Origin of the sequence: Cellulosimicrobium sp. CUA-896, from assembly GCF_001942335.1 — a bacterium.
Classification (GTDB): domain Bacteria; phylum Actinomycetota; class Actinomycetes; order Actinomycetales; family Cellulomonadaceae; genus Cellulosimicrobium.
This window is the reverse complement of sequence record NZ_MKKH01000055.1, coordinates 92,536-106,952: the sequence shown is the minus strand read 5'-3', so window position 1 is coordinate 106,952 and position 14,417 is coordinate 92,536. Positions and strand designations below refer to the sequence as shown.

Annotated in this window: 11 protein-coding genes, 1 pseudogene and 1 riboswitch; of the genes and pseudogenes, 3 read left to right on the top strand and 9 right to left on the bottom strand. The window is 75.5% G+C overall.

Translation table 11 applies throughout. The features are described from left to right. Positions 1–19: 19 nt before the first annotated feature. Positions 20–180: riboswitch (cyclic di-AMP (ydaO/yuaA leader) on the bottom strand. Between the two features lie 137 nt (positions 181–317). After that, positions 318–1,052, bottom strand: coding sequence for a metal-dependent transcriptional regulator (locus BJF88_RS15020; RefSeq protein WP_075829381.1), 735 nt, complete (start codon positions 1,050–1,052; stop codon positions 318–320). Positions 1,053–1,270: 218 nt separating this feature from the next. Here BJF88_RS15020 and serC point away from each other — a divergent pair, with 218 nt between their 5' ends. Then, positions 1,271–2,413: a phosphoserine transaminase gene (gene serC, locus BJF88_RS15015; protein WP_075829421.1), complete on the top strand. Its 1,143-nt coding sequence runs from the start codon at positions 1,271–1,273 to the stop codon at positions 2,411–2,413. 88 nt (positions 2,414–2,501) lie between these two features. Here the strand turns inward: serC and BJF88_RS15010 are convergent. From BJF88_RS15010 to BJF88_RS14995, 4 genes and pseudogenes are all read right to left on the bottom strand, one after another. Next, positions 2,502–3,846 (bottom strand): annotated as a pseudogene (locus tag BJF88_RS15010) (MFS transporter). Further along, complete coding sequence (locus BJF88_RS15005) at positions 3,843–4,298, bottom strand: MarR family winged helix-turn-helix transcriptional regulator (RefSeq protein WP_075829380.1); 456 nt, start codon at positions 4,296–4,298, stop codon at positions 3,843–3,845. The pseudogene BJF88_RS15010 and the gene BJF88_RS15005 overlap by 4 nt, the downstream one beginning before the upstream one ends. A 53-nt stretch (positions 4,299–4,351) precedes the next feature. Beyond that, on the bottom strand, positions 4,352–4,900 hold the full coding sequence (locus BJF88_RS15000) for a hypothetical protein (protein ID WP_075829379.1): 549 nt from the start codon (positions 4,898–4,900) through the stop codon (positions 4,352–4,354). Further along, a complete protein-coding gene (locus BJF88_RS14995; protein ID WP_139316100.1) occupies positions 4,897–5,346 on the bottom strand; it encodes a hypothetical protein in 450 nt (149 codons plus the stop codon). The genes BJF88_RS15000 and BJF88_RS14995 overlap by 4 nt, the downstream gene beginning before the upstream one ends. 216 nt (positions 5,347–5,562) lie before the next feature. On the opposite strand from BJF88_RS14995, the gene BJF88_RS14990 reads away from it, so the two are divergent. Next, positions 5,563–5,946: an SHOCT domain-containing protein gene (locus BJF88_RS14990; RefSeq protein ID WP_075829377.1), complete on the top strand. Its 384-nt coding sequence runs from the start codon at positions 5,563–5,565 to the stop codon at positions 5,944–5,946. Between the two features lie 151 nt (positions 5,947–6,097). Beyond that, complete coding sequence (locus tag BJF88_RS14985; RefSeq protein WP_139316099.1) at positions 6,098–8,665, top strand: LuxR C-terminal-related transcriptional regulator; 2,568 nt, start codon at positions 6,098–6,100, stop codon at positions 8,663–8,665. Positions 8,666–8,692: 27 nt separating this feature from the next. On the opposite strand, the gene BJF88_RS14980 is transcribed toward BJF88_RS14985, so the two are convergent. The 4 genes from BJF88_RS14980 to manA all read right to left on the bottom strand — a co-directional run bounded on the left by BJF88_RS14980 (position 8,693) and on the right by manA (position 14,404). Continuing rightward, on the bottom strand, positions 8,693–10,213 hold the full coding sequence (locus BJF88_RS14980) for an MFS transporter (RefSeq protein ID WP_083649184.1): 1,521 nt from the start codon (positions 10,211–10,213) through the stop codon (positions 8,693–8,695). Positions 10,214–10,308: 95 nt separating this feature from the next. Continuing rightward, positions 10,309–13,056, bottom strand: coding sequence for an HAD-IC family P-type ATPase (locus BJF88_RS14975; protein WP_075829374.1), 2,748 nt, complete (start codon positions 13,054–13,056; stop codon positions 10,309–10,311). A 77-nt stretch (positions 13,057–13,133) separates the two neighbouring features. Further along, positions 13,134–13,853: a hypothetical protein gene (locus BJF88_RS22445; protein ID WP_255372069.1), complete on the bottom strand. Its 720-nt coding sequence runs from the start codon at positions 13,851–13,853 to the stop codon at positions 13,134–13,136. Continuing rightward, a complete protein-coding gene (gene manA, locus BJF88_RS22440; RefSeq protein WP_255372068.1) occupies positions 13,799–14,404 on the bottom strand; it encodes a mannose-6-phosphate isomerase, class I in 606 nt (201 codons plus the stop codon). The genes BJF88_RS22445 and manA overlap by 55 nt, the downstream gene beginning before the upstream one ends. Between the last annotated feature and the right edge of the window lie 13 nt (positions 14,405–14,417).

The window sequence follows — 14,417 nt, the reverse complement described above, 5'->3', positions numbered from 1 at the left end:
GTCGAGCTCACGGTCACTGTTTGCCTCTCCTGGACGCCTGCGAAGTCAGCTGTCGGGTTCGGGTGGGAGAAACACCCGGCCCCGCGGACCGAGGTCCGCCGGGCTTCACCCCGAGGACGCTGTCTCCAGCGCCCGGAAGTGGGTCCCCCGCCCCTGTCGTCGGGTCGTCGTGAACCTCGTGCGGTGACAGGGTTAGGCGTCCGCTCGAGGGCTCCACCGGACGGAAGTTCCGGTCGAGCAGCACTGACCGTACATGAGCCCTCGGCAAAAGTCACGTTCCCATTACGATCCGTGGCCCTCGGACGTGTCGCTGCAGGTCAGCCCGCGTTTTCCGGCTCGTGACCCGGGTCACGGCGCGCCACGAAGAGGTGCCGGGCGATGCCGTCCGGCAGGTCGAGGACCGCCGTCGCGTCTTGCTCGCGCACCGCGACGCCGCGCTCGGAGCGCCGCGCCACGAGCGTCCGCCCGGGCAGCACGCCGGCCCCGGCGAGCCGCGCGAGCAGCTCGTCGTCGACCTGCACCGGCTCGGCGATGCGGCACAGCACCACCTCGACCTCCTCCCCCGCCGCCGCGCCCGCCAGGTGTGCGGGCAGCGCGACGACCCCGTCCAGGAAGCCCACGCCGTCCTCCGGCTCCCCGAGCTCGGACAGGCCCGGGATCGGGTTGCCGTACGGGTCGGAGTGCGGGTGGTCGAGCAGCGCGACGAGCCGCTCCTCGACACGCTCGCTCATCACGTGCTCCCAGCGGCACGCCTCGTTGTGCACGTGCTCCCAGTCGAGCCGGACGACGTCCGTGAGGAGCCGTTCGGCGAGCCGATGCTTGCGCATGACCCGCATCGCCTTGTCGTGCCCGGCCTGCGTGAGCTCGAGGTGACGGTCGCCGGTGACGACGACGAGGCCGTCGCGCTCCATCCGCGCGACGGTCTGCGACACGGTCGGGCCCGAGTGCCCGAGCCGCTCCGCGATCCGGGCCCGCAGCGGGACGACGCCCTCCTCGACGAGCTCGTAGATCGTCTTCAGGTACATCTCGGTGGTGTCGATCAGGTCCGTCACGCCGCGCTCCTGCCCTCGTCGGCCAGCGGCGCCCCCGACGGCGGGCGCACCGGGGCGACCGCGCCTGCGCCGGCGGACCGCCGTCGGCCAGTCTATGGCGCTCGCGTGACGCGTTCCGGGGACGATCCCGGCGCGGGGCGGGCCCGCCCGTGACGCTCCGGCGCCGGCCGTGCGGCGGACGGGGCCTCTCGCGCGCGTCGCGCGCGTATGGTGACGGCGTGAGCGAGACCAACCCGACCCACCTGACGATCCCGGCCGACCTGCTGCCGTCCGACGGGCGCTTCGGCTCCGGACCGAGCAAGGTGCGCCCCGCGCAGGTGCGCGCCCTGGCGGACGCCGGCGTCTCGCTCCTCGGCACCTCGCACCGCCAGGCCCCGGTCCGGTCGCTCGTGCGCCGCACGCGCGAAGGGCTCACGGCGCTGTTCGACCTGCCCGACGGCTACGAGGTGGTGCTCGGCAACGGCGGCTCGACCGCGTTCTGGGACGTCGCGACCGCGTGCCTCGTGCGCCGCAGGGCGCAGCACGCGGCGTTCGGCGAGTTCGGCGCGAAGTTCGCCGCCGCGACCTCGGCGGCGCCGTTCCTCGAGCCGTCGCAGGTCCTCACGGCGCCGCCCGGGTCCGTCGCGCACCCCGAGCCGGCCGACGACGTCGACGTCCACGCCTGGCCGCACAACGAGACCTCGACCGGGGCCATGGCGCCCGTGCGCCGTGTCGCGGGCTCGCGCGAGCGCGGTGCGCTCACCCTCGTCGACGCGACGTCGGGCGCGGGGGCGCTGCCCGTCGACGTGTCCGAGACGGACGTCTACTACTTCGCCCCGCAGAAGGTCTTCGGGTCGGACGGCGGCCTGTGGCTCGCGCTGTGCTCGCCCGACGCGCTCGCCCGCGCCGACGAGGTCGAGTCGAGCGGCACGCGCTGGGTGCCGGAGTCGCTGTCGCTGCGCACGGCCGCCGCGAACTCGCGGCAGGACCAGACGCTCAACACGCCCGCGATCGCGACGCTCGTCATGCTCGCCCAGCAGGTCGAGTGGCTCCTGGAGAACGGCGGCCTGCCCTGGGCGTCGGCCCGCTCCGCCGAGTCCGCGGCGCACCTGTACGGCTGGGCGGAGGCGCGCGCGTGGGCGACGCCGTTCGTCGCCGACCCGGCGGACCGCTCGACCGTCGTCGGCACGATCGACCTCGACGCCTCCGTCGACGCGACGCAGGTCATCGCCGCGCTGCGCGCGAACGGCATCCGCGACGTGTTCCCGTACCGCAAGCTCGGCCGCAACCAGCTCCGCGTCGCGATGTTCCCCGCGATCGAGCCCGACGACGTCCGCGCCCTCACCGCCTGCGTCGACCACGTCGTCGACCGCCTGGCCTGAGCCGTACCGCGGTGCGCTCAGGCCGCGTGGTCAGATCCGCGTGCGGGGCGCCCCCGACCGCCTCCCTACCCGGCCACGGATCGTCGGCTCAGGCCGCGCGCGCGGCATCCTCCGCGTCGTCGGACCGCAGCCGGCGTCGCGTCTCGGCGCGCGCCTCGTCCTCGGCCGGCGTACCGGCGTCGAGGTACCGCACGAGCAGGTGGGGACGCTGCAGCACGCGGTACCGCACCTGCAAGTTCCAGCTCCGCACCGCCCACGCCGCGGCGCCCACGGCGACGAGCGCGGCGCTGATGGACCCGATCCCGATGGCCCACCGCGGTCCGAGCGCTCGGCGACCCAGCCGACGAGGGGCGACCCGACCGGCGTCGCGCCGAGGAAGACGATCATGTAGAGCGACATGACGCGGCCGCGCATGACGGGGTCGACGGACATCTGGATGGTGGAGTTCGCGGCGGTCATCATCGTCAGGGACGCGAGACCGACGGGGATGCACGCGACGGCGAAGCTCTCGTACGTCGGCATGAGCGCCATGACGCCGGTCGCGACGGCGAACCCGAACGCGGACCCGATGACGAGCCGCACGCGCGGGCGTTCGCGCCGGGCGGCGAGCAGGGCGCCGGTGAGCGAGCCGATCGCGAGGACGGACCCGAGGACGCCGTACTCCTCCGGGCCCTTGCCGTACTCGACCCGCGCCATCATCGCGGACGTCAGCTGGAAGTTGAGGCCGAACGTCGACACGACGCCGACGACGACCATGATGACGACGATGTCGGACCGCCGGCGCACGTACCGGATGCCCTCGCGGATCTGCCCCTTGCTCCGGGGCGCGCTGGGCATGGTGTGCAGCTCGCGCGCGCGCATGAACCCGAGCGCGGCGATGGTCGCGGCGAACGTCACGCCGTTGATGACGAAGATCCAGCCGGTGCCGACGACGGCGATGAGCAGGCCGGCGCGCCCGGGCCGATGAGCCGCGCGGCGTTGAACGACGCGCTGTTGAGCCCGACGGCGTTGGAGAGCCGGTCGGACGGCACCATCTCGGCGACGAACGTCTGGCGCACGGGGTTGTCGAACGCCGTCACGACGCCGAGGAGCGCGGCGAAGAGGTAGACGTGCCACAGCTGCACGTGCCCGGAGAGCACGAGCGCCCCGAGGCCGAGCGCGAGCAGGCCCATGGCGCCCTGCGTGACCATGAGGAGCCGGCGGCGCGGGAGCCGGTCGGCGAGCAGCCCCGCCCAGGCGGACAGCGCGATGACGGGGGCGAACTGAAGCGCGGTGACGACGCCGACGGCGATGCCCGAGTCGTCGGTGAGGTCGGTGAGGACGAGCCAGTCCTGGGCGATGCGCTGCATCCACGTGCCGATGTTGGCGACGAGGGCGGCACCGAACCAGACGCGGTAGTTGAAGTAGCGCAGGGAGGAGAAGGTCGCGCTCATCGGGCGGCGATCCTGATCATCAGCTCGCTGGCGCGGGCCAAGGTCTCCCTCTCGTCCGGGGTCAGGGCGGTCAGCTGCTGCGTGAGCCACGCGTCGCGGCGGCGCCGGGTCTCGGTCACCTCGTCCTCGCCGGCGGCGGTGAGCCGCACGACGACCTGGCGGCGGTCCGTCGCGTGCTCGACCTTCTCGACGAGGCCGAGCTCGACGAGCCGGTTGACGGCGCGCGTCATCGACGGCGGCCGGACGCGCTCGTGCGCGGCGAGCTCGCCGGGCGACATGGCGCCCTCCTTGTGCAGGACGGTGAGGACGCCGAACTGCCCCTCGGGCAGGTCGGCCTCGCCGCGCTGGGCACGCAGGCGGCGGGAGATCCGGGTGAGCGCGACGCGCAGCTCGCCGCCGAGCGTCGCGGGCCGGCACCGGTCACGATCGGGCGTGGGTTCCGCAACGGGCATGATGATTACCCTAACTCATTACCCGGGGTAATGAAGGGTCGGGATCGCCGCCGTCAGTGGTGCAGGGACAGCTTGAGCACGATCATCGCGACGCCCAGCAGCCCGGCGCCCGCCGTCGTCAGGACGCGCCGGGCGCCTCGCAGCCCACCCGCCGTGCTCATGCGCCACCCGACGACCACGAGCAGTCCGACGTTGACCGTCAGCGCGACGTCGACCGCGAGGGAGGGCTCGACCTGCAGCAGCGCCTCGACGAGCAGGACGACGACGGGTACGGCGCACGCCGCGACGAGCGGCAGCCCCCCGGTCGCGACCTCGCGGCGTTCCGTCCCGGTCAGCGCCCGGCCGGCCAGCGTCCGCGCGGCGATGAGGTGCGCGTAGGTCTCGGCGCACCAGTAGACGACGAGCGTGCCGCCCAGCAGCGCCGCGACCCGCACCAGCCCGAGCCCTGTGGGGGCGGCCGCGAGGACGGAGCCGGTGATCACGAGACCGTACAGGTAGGCCGAGCGCCGTCGGACGGTCTCGCTCGGGGCGTGGTGCAGGTCGCTGTGGTGCCCCGCGCTCCCGTCCGGCCTCCCGGTCGTCGCCTCCTGCGGCGTGCTCATCGTGCCTGCCCGCCGTCGGGGTCGACCGGACGCTCGCCGGGATCGACCGGACGCTCGCCGCCGGGCACCGCCGGTGTCGACGAGCGCTCCCAGGCCGTGGCGAGGAGCCGCGCCAGGTCGGCGCCCTCCACCGGTCCGGCGGACAGGGTCCCCGGGGTGGAGCGGCCGTCGCCGACGACCACGCCGCGGGCGAGGGCGCCGACGGGGCCGCGGACGAGGATCGCGACCTCGGGCGGGTCGCCGGCGTGCGCGGTGCGCAGCTCCAGGAGCTCCAGCCCGAGCGCGGAGAGGCGCTGGAGGAGGCCGTACAGGGCGGCCTGGTCGCGGACCGTCGTCTCGAGGAGGGTGCACGCGACCGTCCGGTGCACGCCCATCTCCGCGAGCTCGAGGTCGAGGGCGTCGACGGGCCCGAGGACCACCAGCTCGACCGCCGTCGTCCGAGCCACGCCGCCTCCCTCCGCCACGTCCGGACCGCCCGCTCCGGGCATCCCGCCCAGCATGCGCGGGCGGCGGGACCGGGAGATCACCCGGCGCGGGTAGCGTCCGCGGCTCGCACCGTCTACCGGTCGACGACCACCCGCGGCGGGTGAGGACCCGCCACGGCTCCGGGCCGACCGTGGAACCGTCACGGACGGCAGTGGCCCGAGACGGAGGTGCGCCCGATGGACTCGTTCTGGGAGTGGTTCTGGCTCGTGGTGTGGTGGTTCTTCGTCGTCGCGTACCTCGTCGTGCTGTTCCAGATCGTGGCCGACCTGTTCCGCGACAGGCAGCTGAACGGCTGGTGGAAGGCCGCGTGGGTGGTCGCTCTCGTCGTCGTGCCCTACCTCTCCGCCCTCGTGTACGTGATCGCCCGCGGTCGCGGCATGGCCGAGCGCCACGCCGTGGAGGCCCGCCAGCGGCGCGAGATCATGGACGACTACGTGCGCGCCACCGCCGGCGGCGGCCGGTCGCCCTCGTCCGAGATCGCGGACGCGAAGGCGCTCCACGACGCGGGGACGATCGACGCCGACGAGTTCCGCCGCCTCAAGGCGAGGGCGCTCGCCTAAGCATGCGGCGGTCGACACCTGCCTCGCACGGCTCGCCCCGCGCGCGTAGCCTGCCGCCATGGCCTCGGTCGAGGAGCGAGCCGAGCCGGAGGTGCTCGTCCGCGCGCCGGGTGCCCCCGCATCGGTCCACGCCCGGACGACGGTGCCGCGGATGCGCGGTCCGACGGTCGCGCGACCCGGGGTCGAGGCACTCCTCGCCGGGTCGGCCTCCCGGCGGCTCACGCTCGTGTCCGCCGGACCCGGGTGGGGCAAGACCACCGCGGTCGCGCGGTGGGCGCGGTCCTCGGCGGGACCGCGGACCGCGTGGCTGACTCTCGAGCCCTCCGACGAGCGCCCCGCCGTCTTCTGGTCCGACCTGGTGACGGCCCTGCGGGACGCCGGCGCCGTGCCCCGCGGTCACCCGCTGGACTCGATCCGCGTCTCGGGACGGCTCCAGCCGGGGGTGCTGCGTCGCGCCCTCGCGGCGCTCGAGGCGCTCCCCGCGCCGTCCGTCCTCGTGCTCGACGACGTCCACCACGTCGGGCCGGACGTCGCCGCGACGATCGACGACCTCCTGCGCTACCCGCTGCCCCTCCACCTCGTGGTGCTCACCCGCGCCGACCCCCCGCTCGCTCTCCACCGGCTCCGCGGACAGGGCGAGGTGGCCGAGATCGGAGCCGCCGAGCTCGCGTTCGACGCGACCGAGGTCGAGTCGCTCGCGACGGCGCACGGGCGGTCGCTGCACGGCGCGGAGCTGGGCCGGCTCCTCGACGAGACCGGCGGCTGGGCGGCCGGGGTCCGGCTCCGGATCGAGGCGGCGGCCGACCTGCTCGAGCGCGTCCGTGCGGACCGGTCCGCCGCGGAGTTCCTGCTCGCCGAGGTGCTCGACCTGCAGCCCCCGCCCGTGCGCCGGTTCCTGCTGCGCACGAGCGTCGTGCCGACGCTGTGCACCGGGCTCGCGTCCGCGCTGGACGCGGAGACCCCTGCCGCGCACCTGCTGCCGGCGCTCGCCGCCGCCGACGGGTTCGTGACGAGCTCGGGCGAGGACGGCGTCTGGTACCGCTACCACCCGCTGCTGCGCCAGATGCTCGAGGCGGAGCTCGGCGCGCAGGACCCCGTGGCGCTGCGCGAGGCGCACCGGGCGGCCGCACGGTGGTACGCCGCGCACGACGAGCCGCTGCAGGCGCTCGACCACGCCGCCACCGCCCGCGACTGGCACCTCGTCGGCGACGTGCTCGTCGAGGGTGCCGCGGCCGAGCTCGCGGGCCCGCACCGGGAGGCGATCGCCGCCGTCCTGGCGACGGTGCCCTACGAGCGCCTCGACGCGGACGTCCGGCTGCACCTGTGCGCCGGGGCGCTCGCGATCGTCGACGAGCGGTACGACGCGGCGCGCGAGCACGTCGCCCGGGCCCGGGCGCTCCTCACCGGGCACGACGGACGCACCCCCGACCGCGTGCTCCTTGAGCTGCTCGACGCGTCGGTCGCCCGCGCGACGGGCGACGTGGGGGCGCTGGCGACCGCCGCCGGCGCGGCGCTCGCCCTCGCCGACGGCGCCGCGTACCCGTTCCCCGCGCTCGGCGTGTACCGCGCGGTAGCCTCGGCGCAGCGCGCGACCGGGCTGGCCTGGTGCGACGCCGGGGCGGGCGACGGCGGCGGCGGGGCTTCCCCGGCCCGCGAGGTCCGCGCGAGCGCGACAGGTGCCGCGCTGGTCGACCTGGGCGCGCGGGCCGCGGCGGCGCTGCGCTCCGTCGCCGACGGCCGCCTCGACGGGGCCGCCGCATCGGCCCGGGACGTCGTCGCGCTCGCCGAGGCCCGCGGCTGGGACACGTACCCGCCCGCGCGCGCGGCTCACGCGGCTCTCGCCTGGGTGGACCACCTGCGCGCCACGGACGACGGTCCCGACCGTCGGCTCGCCCTGGCGCTCGCGGCCGACGCCGGTGGCCGGGAGCCGGCCGCGGAGGCCACCGTCCGGGTGCTGCAGGCGCACGCCGCGGCAGCCCGGGGGCACGCCCGCACGGCGGTCCGGGCGCTCGCGGCCGCGGACCGCGCGCTCGGCCCCGCCGGGGTGCCGCCCCTGCTCGCCGACCTCTGGCTCCGCGCGGCCACGGAGGTGCGGCTGCTCGGCGCCGCGGCGGACACCTCACCGACGCGTGCGGACCGGGAGCCGCTCGGGTCGCCCGCCGTCGTCGCGGTGCAGCGCGCCCGCGAGCTGCTCGCGGCCGACGACCGGGGCCGCGCTGCACGCCGTGGCGGGCTCGCGGCGGCGGGCGACGACGAGACCGACGACCTCGTGCGCGTCGAGGCGGCGCTCGTCGAGGCGTCCGCGTCCGCGCGGAGCGACGCCCGCCGCGTCGGCGCCCTCCTGGCGCGTGCACTCGACCTCGCGTCCGCCGAGCAGCTCGCGCGCCCGTTCCTCACGATCCCCGTCCCGGCGCTGCGGCCCGCCCTGGTGCGGGCGGTCGCCACCCGGGGCGACGCGATCGCCCTCCGGCTGCGCGCGCACCTCGAGGGAGCGGTCCCGTCCCCCGAGCCCGCGCCGCTCGTGGAGCCGCTCACCGACCGTGAGCTCGCCGTCCTCGCCGTCCTGCCGACCATGGAGAGCAACGCCGAGATCGCGGCGGACCTCTTCGTGTCGGTCAACACGGTCAAGGCGCACCTGAAGTCGGCCTACCGCAAGCTCGGCGTCGGGACGCGACGCGACGCGGTCCGGCGCGGGCGCGAGCTCGGCCTTCTCCCGTAGCGGGGGCCGCCGACGCGATCCTCACAGTCAACCGAGCGACGGCGCGGCCGCTCCCTGCGGCGGGTCCGGGAGCCGGCGCATCCTCAGGGCCTGCCCGACGCCGAGCAGCCCCGCGACGAGCGGCACGAGCAGCGCGACCTGGAGCGCCCGGGCGCGGACCTCGTCGTTGATCCGCAGGACCTCCGCACGCACGTCGGGCGGCTCGTCGACGAGCAGCGTCTCGAGCTGGGCGTCGCTCATCACCTCGGCGTCGTCCTCGAGGACCTCGCTCACCCGTGCCTTGTCCTCGGGCGGCAGGACCGTGCTGGCCTGCGCGTCCGCCGTGAAGCCGGCCGCGAGCGACGCGAGCATGACGGCGCCCGCGAGCGCCAGGCCGAACGACAGCCCGAACGACCCTGCCGCCGAGTTCACGCCCGCGGCCTCGCCCACCCGCTCCTCAGCGACCGGCGAGAGCGTGTACGCGTTGAGCTGGCTGACGAGAAGGCCCAGCCCGCACCCCGCGACGACGAGCGGTGCGGCGAGGTACCAGCCGGACGTCGCGCGCGGGACCACGGGCAGGAGCAGCAGCACGCCGACCACGAGGAGGGCGAAGCCCGCGAGCACGAGGGACGCGGGCCGCCGTCGGCCTGCCCGCCGTCCCGCGACGACCGCGGCGGCGAACATGCTCAGCGACAGCGGTGCGAGGGACAGGCCCGCGAGCATCGCGTCGTAGCCGAGCGCCATCTGGAGGTACACGGGCAGCGCGATCATCGCGCCCCCGAGCGCGACCTGCTGCAGCGTCTGCTGGGACACCCCGACGCGGAAGGGGGGCGAGCGGAACAGGTCGGGCTCGAGGAGACGCGCGGCACCGCGCCGCTCGCGCACGACGACCCAGCGTGCGAGGCCGACGAGCGCGACGACGCCGACCGCGACCGTCAGGCCCACGGCCTCGCCGCCCTCCTGCCACACGAGCACCCCCAGGACGACGCCGCCCATGCCGAGCACGGACAGCACCGCCCCGACGACGTCGACGGCGCGGTCCCCGGTGAAGGGCACGTCGCGCACGAGCCGTACCCCCAGGAGGACGACGAGGACCACCACGGCCTCCAGCCCGAACGCGACGCGCCAGGAGAGGGAGGTCGTGATGAACCCGCCGAGCAGCGGTCCGACGGCGGCCGCGACGGACGCGGACGCCCCGACGAGGGCGTAGACCTTGGTCCGCGCCGCGCCCTCGAAGCTGCCGTGGACGAGCGCCTGCATCGACGGCAGGAGCAGCGCCGCGCCGAGGCCCCCGACGACCGACCAGAGCACGACGACGGCGGCGAGGCTCTGCGCGAGCGTCATCGCGACGGCCCCCACGCCGTAGCCGAGCAGGCCGAGCACGTAGCCACGCCGCCGGCCGACGAGGTCGCTCACCCGGCTGCCGATGAGGATGAACGCCGCCGACACGAGCGCCTCGAGCGCGATCGCGGTCTGGACGCCGCTCACCGTGGTCCCGAGGTCCTGGACCACCGCCGAGATCGACACGTTCATGAACGACGTGTCGACCACGAGGACGAACATCGCCATCGCGAGGAGCACCGCGAGGCGGCGGTCGACGCCCGCCGGCGCGTCACCGTGGGCGCCGCCCGCCGCGGTGCCGGCCGCTCCGCGGCGCGCCACGGTCAGGCTCGCGGGTCGTGCGCGGTGTCGTGCTCGTCGGCGGACCACCGCGCCGGGAGGTGGCGCAGGAGGAGCTTGCCGAGCTCGACGAGCACGAGGAACGCGAGCGCGACGAGCGCGCACACGCCCCACTGCGGGCCGTCGAGGCTCACCGTGCCGAAGATCCGCTCGAGCCCGTCGAGGGTCGTGACGAGGAACGTCAGGCCCAGCGAGGCGAGGAGGAGCACGACGAACCGCCCGTTCGCGAGCGTCTCGTACGACAGGACGCTCGCCCGCGGGTCGCGCCACTCGAGCGCGGCGACGACGTGCAGCAGGGACATCGTCGTGAGACCCATCGTCGTCGCGACGACGAGGTCGGCGTTCGCCTCGCCCCACGCGACGGCCACGAGGGTCCCGACGGCGATGAGCACGCCGCCGACCGCGAGCCGGACCCCGAGGGCACGCCCGATCACCGGCTGCGACGGCGGCCGGGGCCGCCGGCGCATGAGCCCGGCTGTGGCGGCGTCGAACCCGAGCCCGATCGCGAGCAGCACGTCGATCGCGAAGTTGATCCACAGGATCTGCAGCGGCGTGAGCGGCGTCCCGGCCGCGATCATGAAGACCCCCGCGCCGACGAACGTGAGGACGAAGCCGACGAGCACCACCATCTGGAAGCGGATGTACTTCATGAGGTTGTCGTAGAGCCCGCGGCCGCCCTCGACGGCGGCCACGATCGTCGCGAAGTTGTCGTCCGTGAGGATCATCTCGGCGGCGTCCTTGGTGACCTCGGTCCCGGTGATCCCCATGGCGACACCGATGTCGGCGCGCGCGAGGGCGGGTGCGTCGTTGACGCCGTCACCCGTCATCGCGACGATCTCGCCCCGCCGCTTGAGCACGTCGACGAGGCGCACCTTGTCCTCGGGGGCCACGCGCGCGACGACGCCGATGCCGTCGACCTCCGCCTCGAGCTGCTCGTCGGGCATCGCGGCGAACTCCGCGCCGGTGAGCGCCCGGCCCTCGATCCCGAGCTGCCCGGCGATCGCGGCCGCCGTCGTCACGTGGTCGCCCGTGATCATGCGCACCCGGATGCCGGCCTCCTTGCACTCGGCGATCGCGTCCCGCGCCTCGCGCCTCGGCGGGTCCACGATGCCGACGAGCGCCAGCAGCTCGAGGTCGCGCACGAGCGCCAGGAGGTCGCCCCCGAGGTCGGCGCGCGCCACGTCGCGCTGCGCGACCGCGAGGACGCGCATCCCCTCCCCCGCGAGCGCGTCGTTCTCCCGCGCGACGAGCGCCCGCGCGTCGTCGTCGAGCGGGGCGGGGTGGCCGTCGGCCGTGCGGTACGACGTCGACCGGGCGAGCAGGACGTCGGGCGCACCCTTGACGTAGCAACGGACCACGCCGTCGATCTCGTGGAACGTCGCCATGAGCTTGTACTCGGCGTCGAACGGCACCTCGGCGACGCGCGGGTGCTCCCGTCGCGTCTCCTCGACGTCGAGCCCGGCCTTGGCGGCGAGCACGACGAGAGCGCCCTCGGTCGGGTCTCCGAGGCACTCGCCGTCGCGCACCACGGCGTCGCTCGCGAGGGCCATGGGCAGCGCGAACGGTGCGAGCGGGATGTCGGTCGAGCCCGCGGCGGCGAGGACCCGGCCCGTCGTCGAGTAGCCCTCGCCGTCGACCGAGAACCTCCGGCCCGCGAGCACGAGGCGCCGCGCCGTCATCTGGTTGAGCGTGAGGGTCCCGGTCTTGTCCGAGCAGATCGCGGACGTCGAGCCGAGCGTCTCGACCGACTTCAGGCGCTTGACGATCGCGCCCTCGTCGGCGAGCCGGCGCGTGCCGAGAGAGAGCAGCATCGTCACGACCGCGGGCAGGCCCGTCGGGATGGCGGCGATCGCGAGGCTGATGCCGACGACGAACAGGCTGTCGAAGTCCTCGCCGCGCGCGAGGCCGAGCACCACGACGACGACGAGCGCGACCGCCGCCATCACCGTGATGATCACGGTGATGCGGTCGAGCTGGCGCGTGAGCGGCGTCCTGTCCTGCTCGACGCCGCTGAGCATGCCCGAGATGCGTCCGACCTCGGTCGTCATGCCGGTCGCGGTGACCACCATCTCGCCGCGCCCGCGCGTGACCTGCGAGTTCATGTAGGCCATGTCGGTGCGGTCGCCGAGCGGGGCGTCGTCGGCCGCGACCGCCTCGACGCTCTTCGCCACGGGCGTGCTCTCGCCCGTCAGGCCCGCCTCCTCGATCTCGAGCGACGCCGCGACGAGCAGACGGCCGTCGGCCGGGATCTTGTCGCCCGCCTCGAAGCCCACGACGTCGCCCGGGACGAGCTCCTCCGCCGGCACCTGCACCTCGCGGCCGTCGCGCCGCACGCGCGCCGTCATGACGAGCATCTCCCGCAGCGCCGCGACGCTCTGCGCCGCCTTGCCCTCCTGGTGCAGGCCCATCAGCGCGTTGAGCACCGTCAGCGCGAGCACGACGACGCCCGTCGTCACGTCGCCCAACGCGACGATGCTCACGACCGCCGCCCCGACGAGCACGAGCTGCATGAGGTCCCGGTACTGCCGCAGGAACGCCTGCCAGGGCCGCTCCGTGCGCTCCTCGGCGAGCGCGTTCGGCCCGTACCGGGCGAGCCGCTGCGCCACCTCCTGCGACGTCAGCCCGACGTCCGGGTCGACCCCCAGCCCCGCGCACACCGCCCCTGCCGTCGCCGTGTGCCACGCCCCGGCGTCGGGAGGGACCTGCTGCCGTGCGACCTGCGCAGCCGTCATCGTGGGCTCCTCTCCGGTGCTCCCGCTCCACGGTCACAGCCCGAGAGGCCAGTGGCCTCACCCCCGGCGGGTGAGGGTCACGGCACGTACGCCACGACGACGTGCCCGTCGCCCCGCGCGGACAACGGCCCCGCCGCGTGCGGGACGAACACCGACTCGCCCTGCTGCAGCCGCACCTCGCCGTCGGCGCCGGCGGCGAGCACGAGCCGACCGGTCCGGCACAGCACGACGCGGGGGCCGACGTCGGGCAGGTCCACCGCCGCGCCGGGCCGCACGTCCCCGGCCCGCAGCGCGAACTCGGCGACGGGGGGCCGGTACGTCGTCAGCCCGGACGCGGGGTCGACCGTGACGCGCGGGCGCGCCGCCGGCCCCGGCGTGCACGTCGCGCACTCGAGCAGCGCGTCGACGTCGACGAGCTTGCTCGTCAGGCCCGCGCGCAGCACGTTGTCCGAGCTGGCCATGACCTCGACCGCGCACCCCGACAGGTAGGCGTGCACGTGCCCCGACGGGACGAACATGGCCTCGCCGGGCTCGAGCGTCACGCGGTTGAGCATGAGCGAGACGACGGCGCCCGGGTCGCCCGGGTGCTGCTCCGCGAGGGCGAGGACGGTCGCGTCGGCGCGACGGGACCGGGCGCCCGGGCCTGCGGCAGCCCCCGCGCCGTGGCGAGCGCGCACCGACGCGACGGTCCGCGCGAGGTCCGCCGCGACGTCGGGCTCGGTGCGGGCGTGGAGCACGAGCGTCAACGCCTCGCGCACGCCCGCCTCGGTGGGGCTCGCGGCGAGCACGGCGCGCACGCGGGCGACCAGGTCGCCGTCGAGGCCGTCCAGGAGCTCGAGGACCCGCGCCGGGCGCGGAAGCCGGACAGCCCCTCGAACCGCGAGACGGCGACGACCATCTCCGGCTTGTGTTGGTCGTCGTGGAAGCTGCGCAGCGGCGAGTCGCGCGGCACACCCTCCCGGTTCTCGCGGTTGAAGCCCGCGCGGGCGCGGTGCGGGTGCGGGTGCACCTGCAGCGAGAGCGCCCGCTCGGCCGCGAGCACCTTGAGCAGGAACGGCAGCCGCGGCCCGTACGCGTCGAGCACCCGCGCGCCCAGCACGGCCTCGGGCTCGGACCGGACGAGGTCGAGGAGCGTGCCCGACGGCGCGTCCGCACCGTCCGGGGCGCCGTCGACGGGCACGACGACGGAGGGCGCGAGCGGGTGGGCACCCATCCACAGCTCGGCCGCCGGGCGTCCGTCCGCCTCCACGCCCAGGAGCTCCTGGATGGCCGACGTCGAGCCCCAGTCGTAGCGCTGGACGGTGTTGCGCAGGCGGAAGAAGGCCGCCGCCGCCCCGACCGTCGTCATCCCCGTGCCGCGC

Coding starts and splice junctions, on each gene's coding strand:
- BJF88_RS14985 (WP_139316099.1), top strand. CDS start 6,098: ATGCGCGGTCCGACGGTCGCGCGACCCGGGGTCGAGGCACTCCTCGCC.
- manA (WP_255372068.1), bottom strand. CDS start 14,404: ATGACGACGGTCGGGGCGGCGGCGGCCTTCTTCCGCCTGCGCAACACC.
- BJF88_RS14975 (WP_075829374.1), bottom strand. CDS start 13,056: ATGACGGCTGCGCAGGTCGCACGGCAGCAGGTCCCTCCCGACGCCGGG.
- BJF88_RS14990 (WP_075829377.1), top strand. CDS start 5,563: ATGGACTCGTTCTGGGAGTGGTTCTGGCTCGTGGTGTGGTGGTTCTTC.
- BJF88_RS15000 (WP_075829379.1), bottom strand. CDS start 4,900: ATGAGCACGCCGCAGGAGGCGACGACCGGGAGGCCGGACGGGAGCGCG.
- BJF88_RS15005 (WP_075829380.1), bottom strand. CDS start 4,298: ATGCCCGTTGCGGAACCCACGCCCGATCGTGACCGGTGCCGGCCCGCG.
- BJF88_RS14980 (WP_083649184.1), bottom strand. CDS start 10,213: ATGGCGATGTTCGTCCTCGTGGTCGACACGTCGTTCATGAACGTGTCG.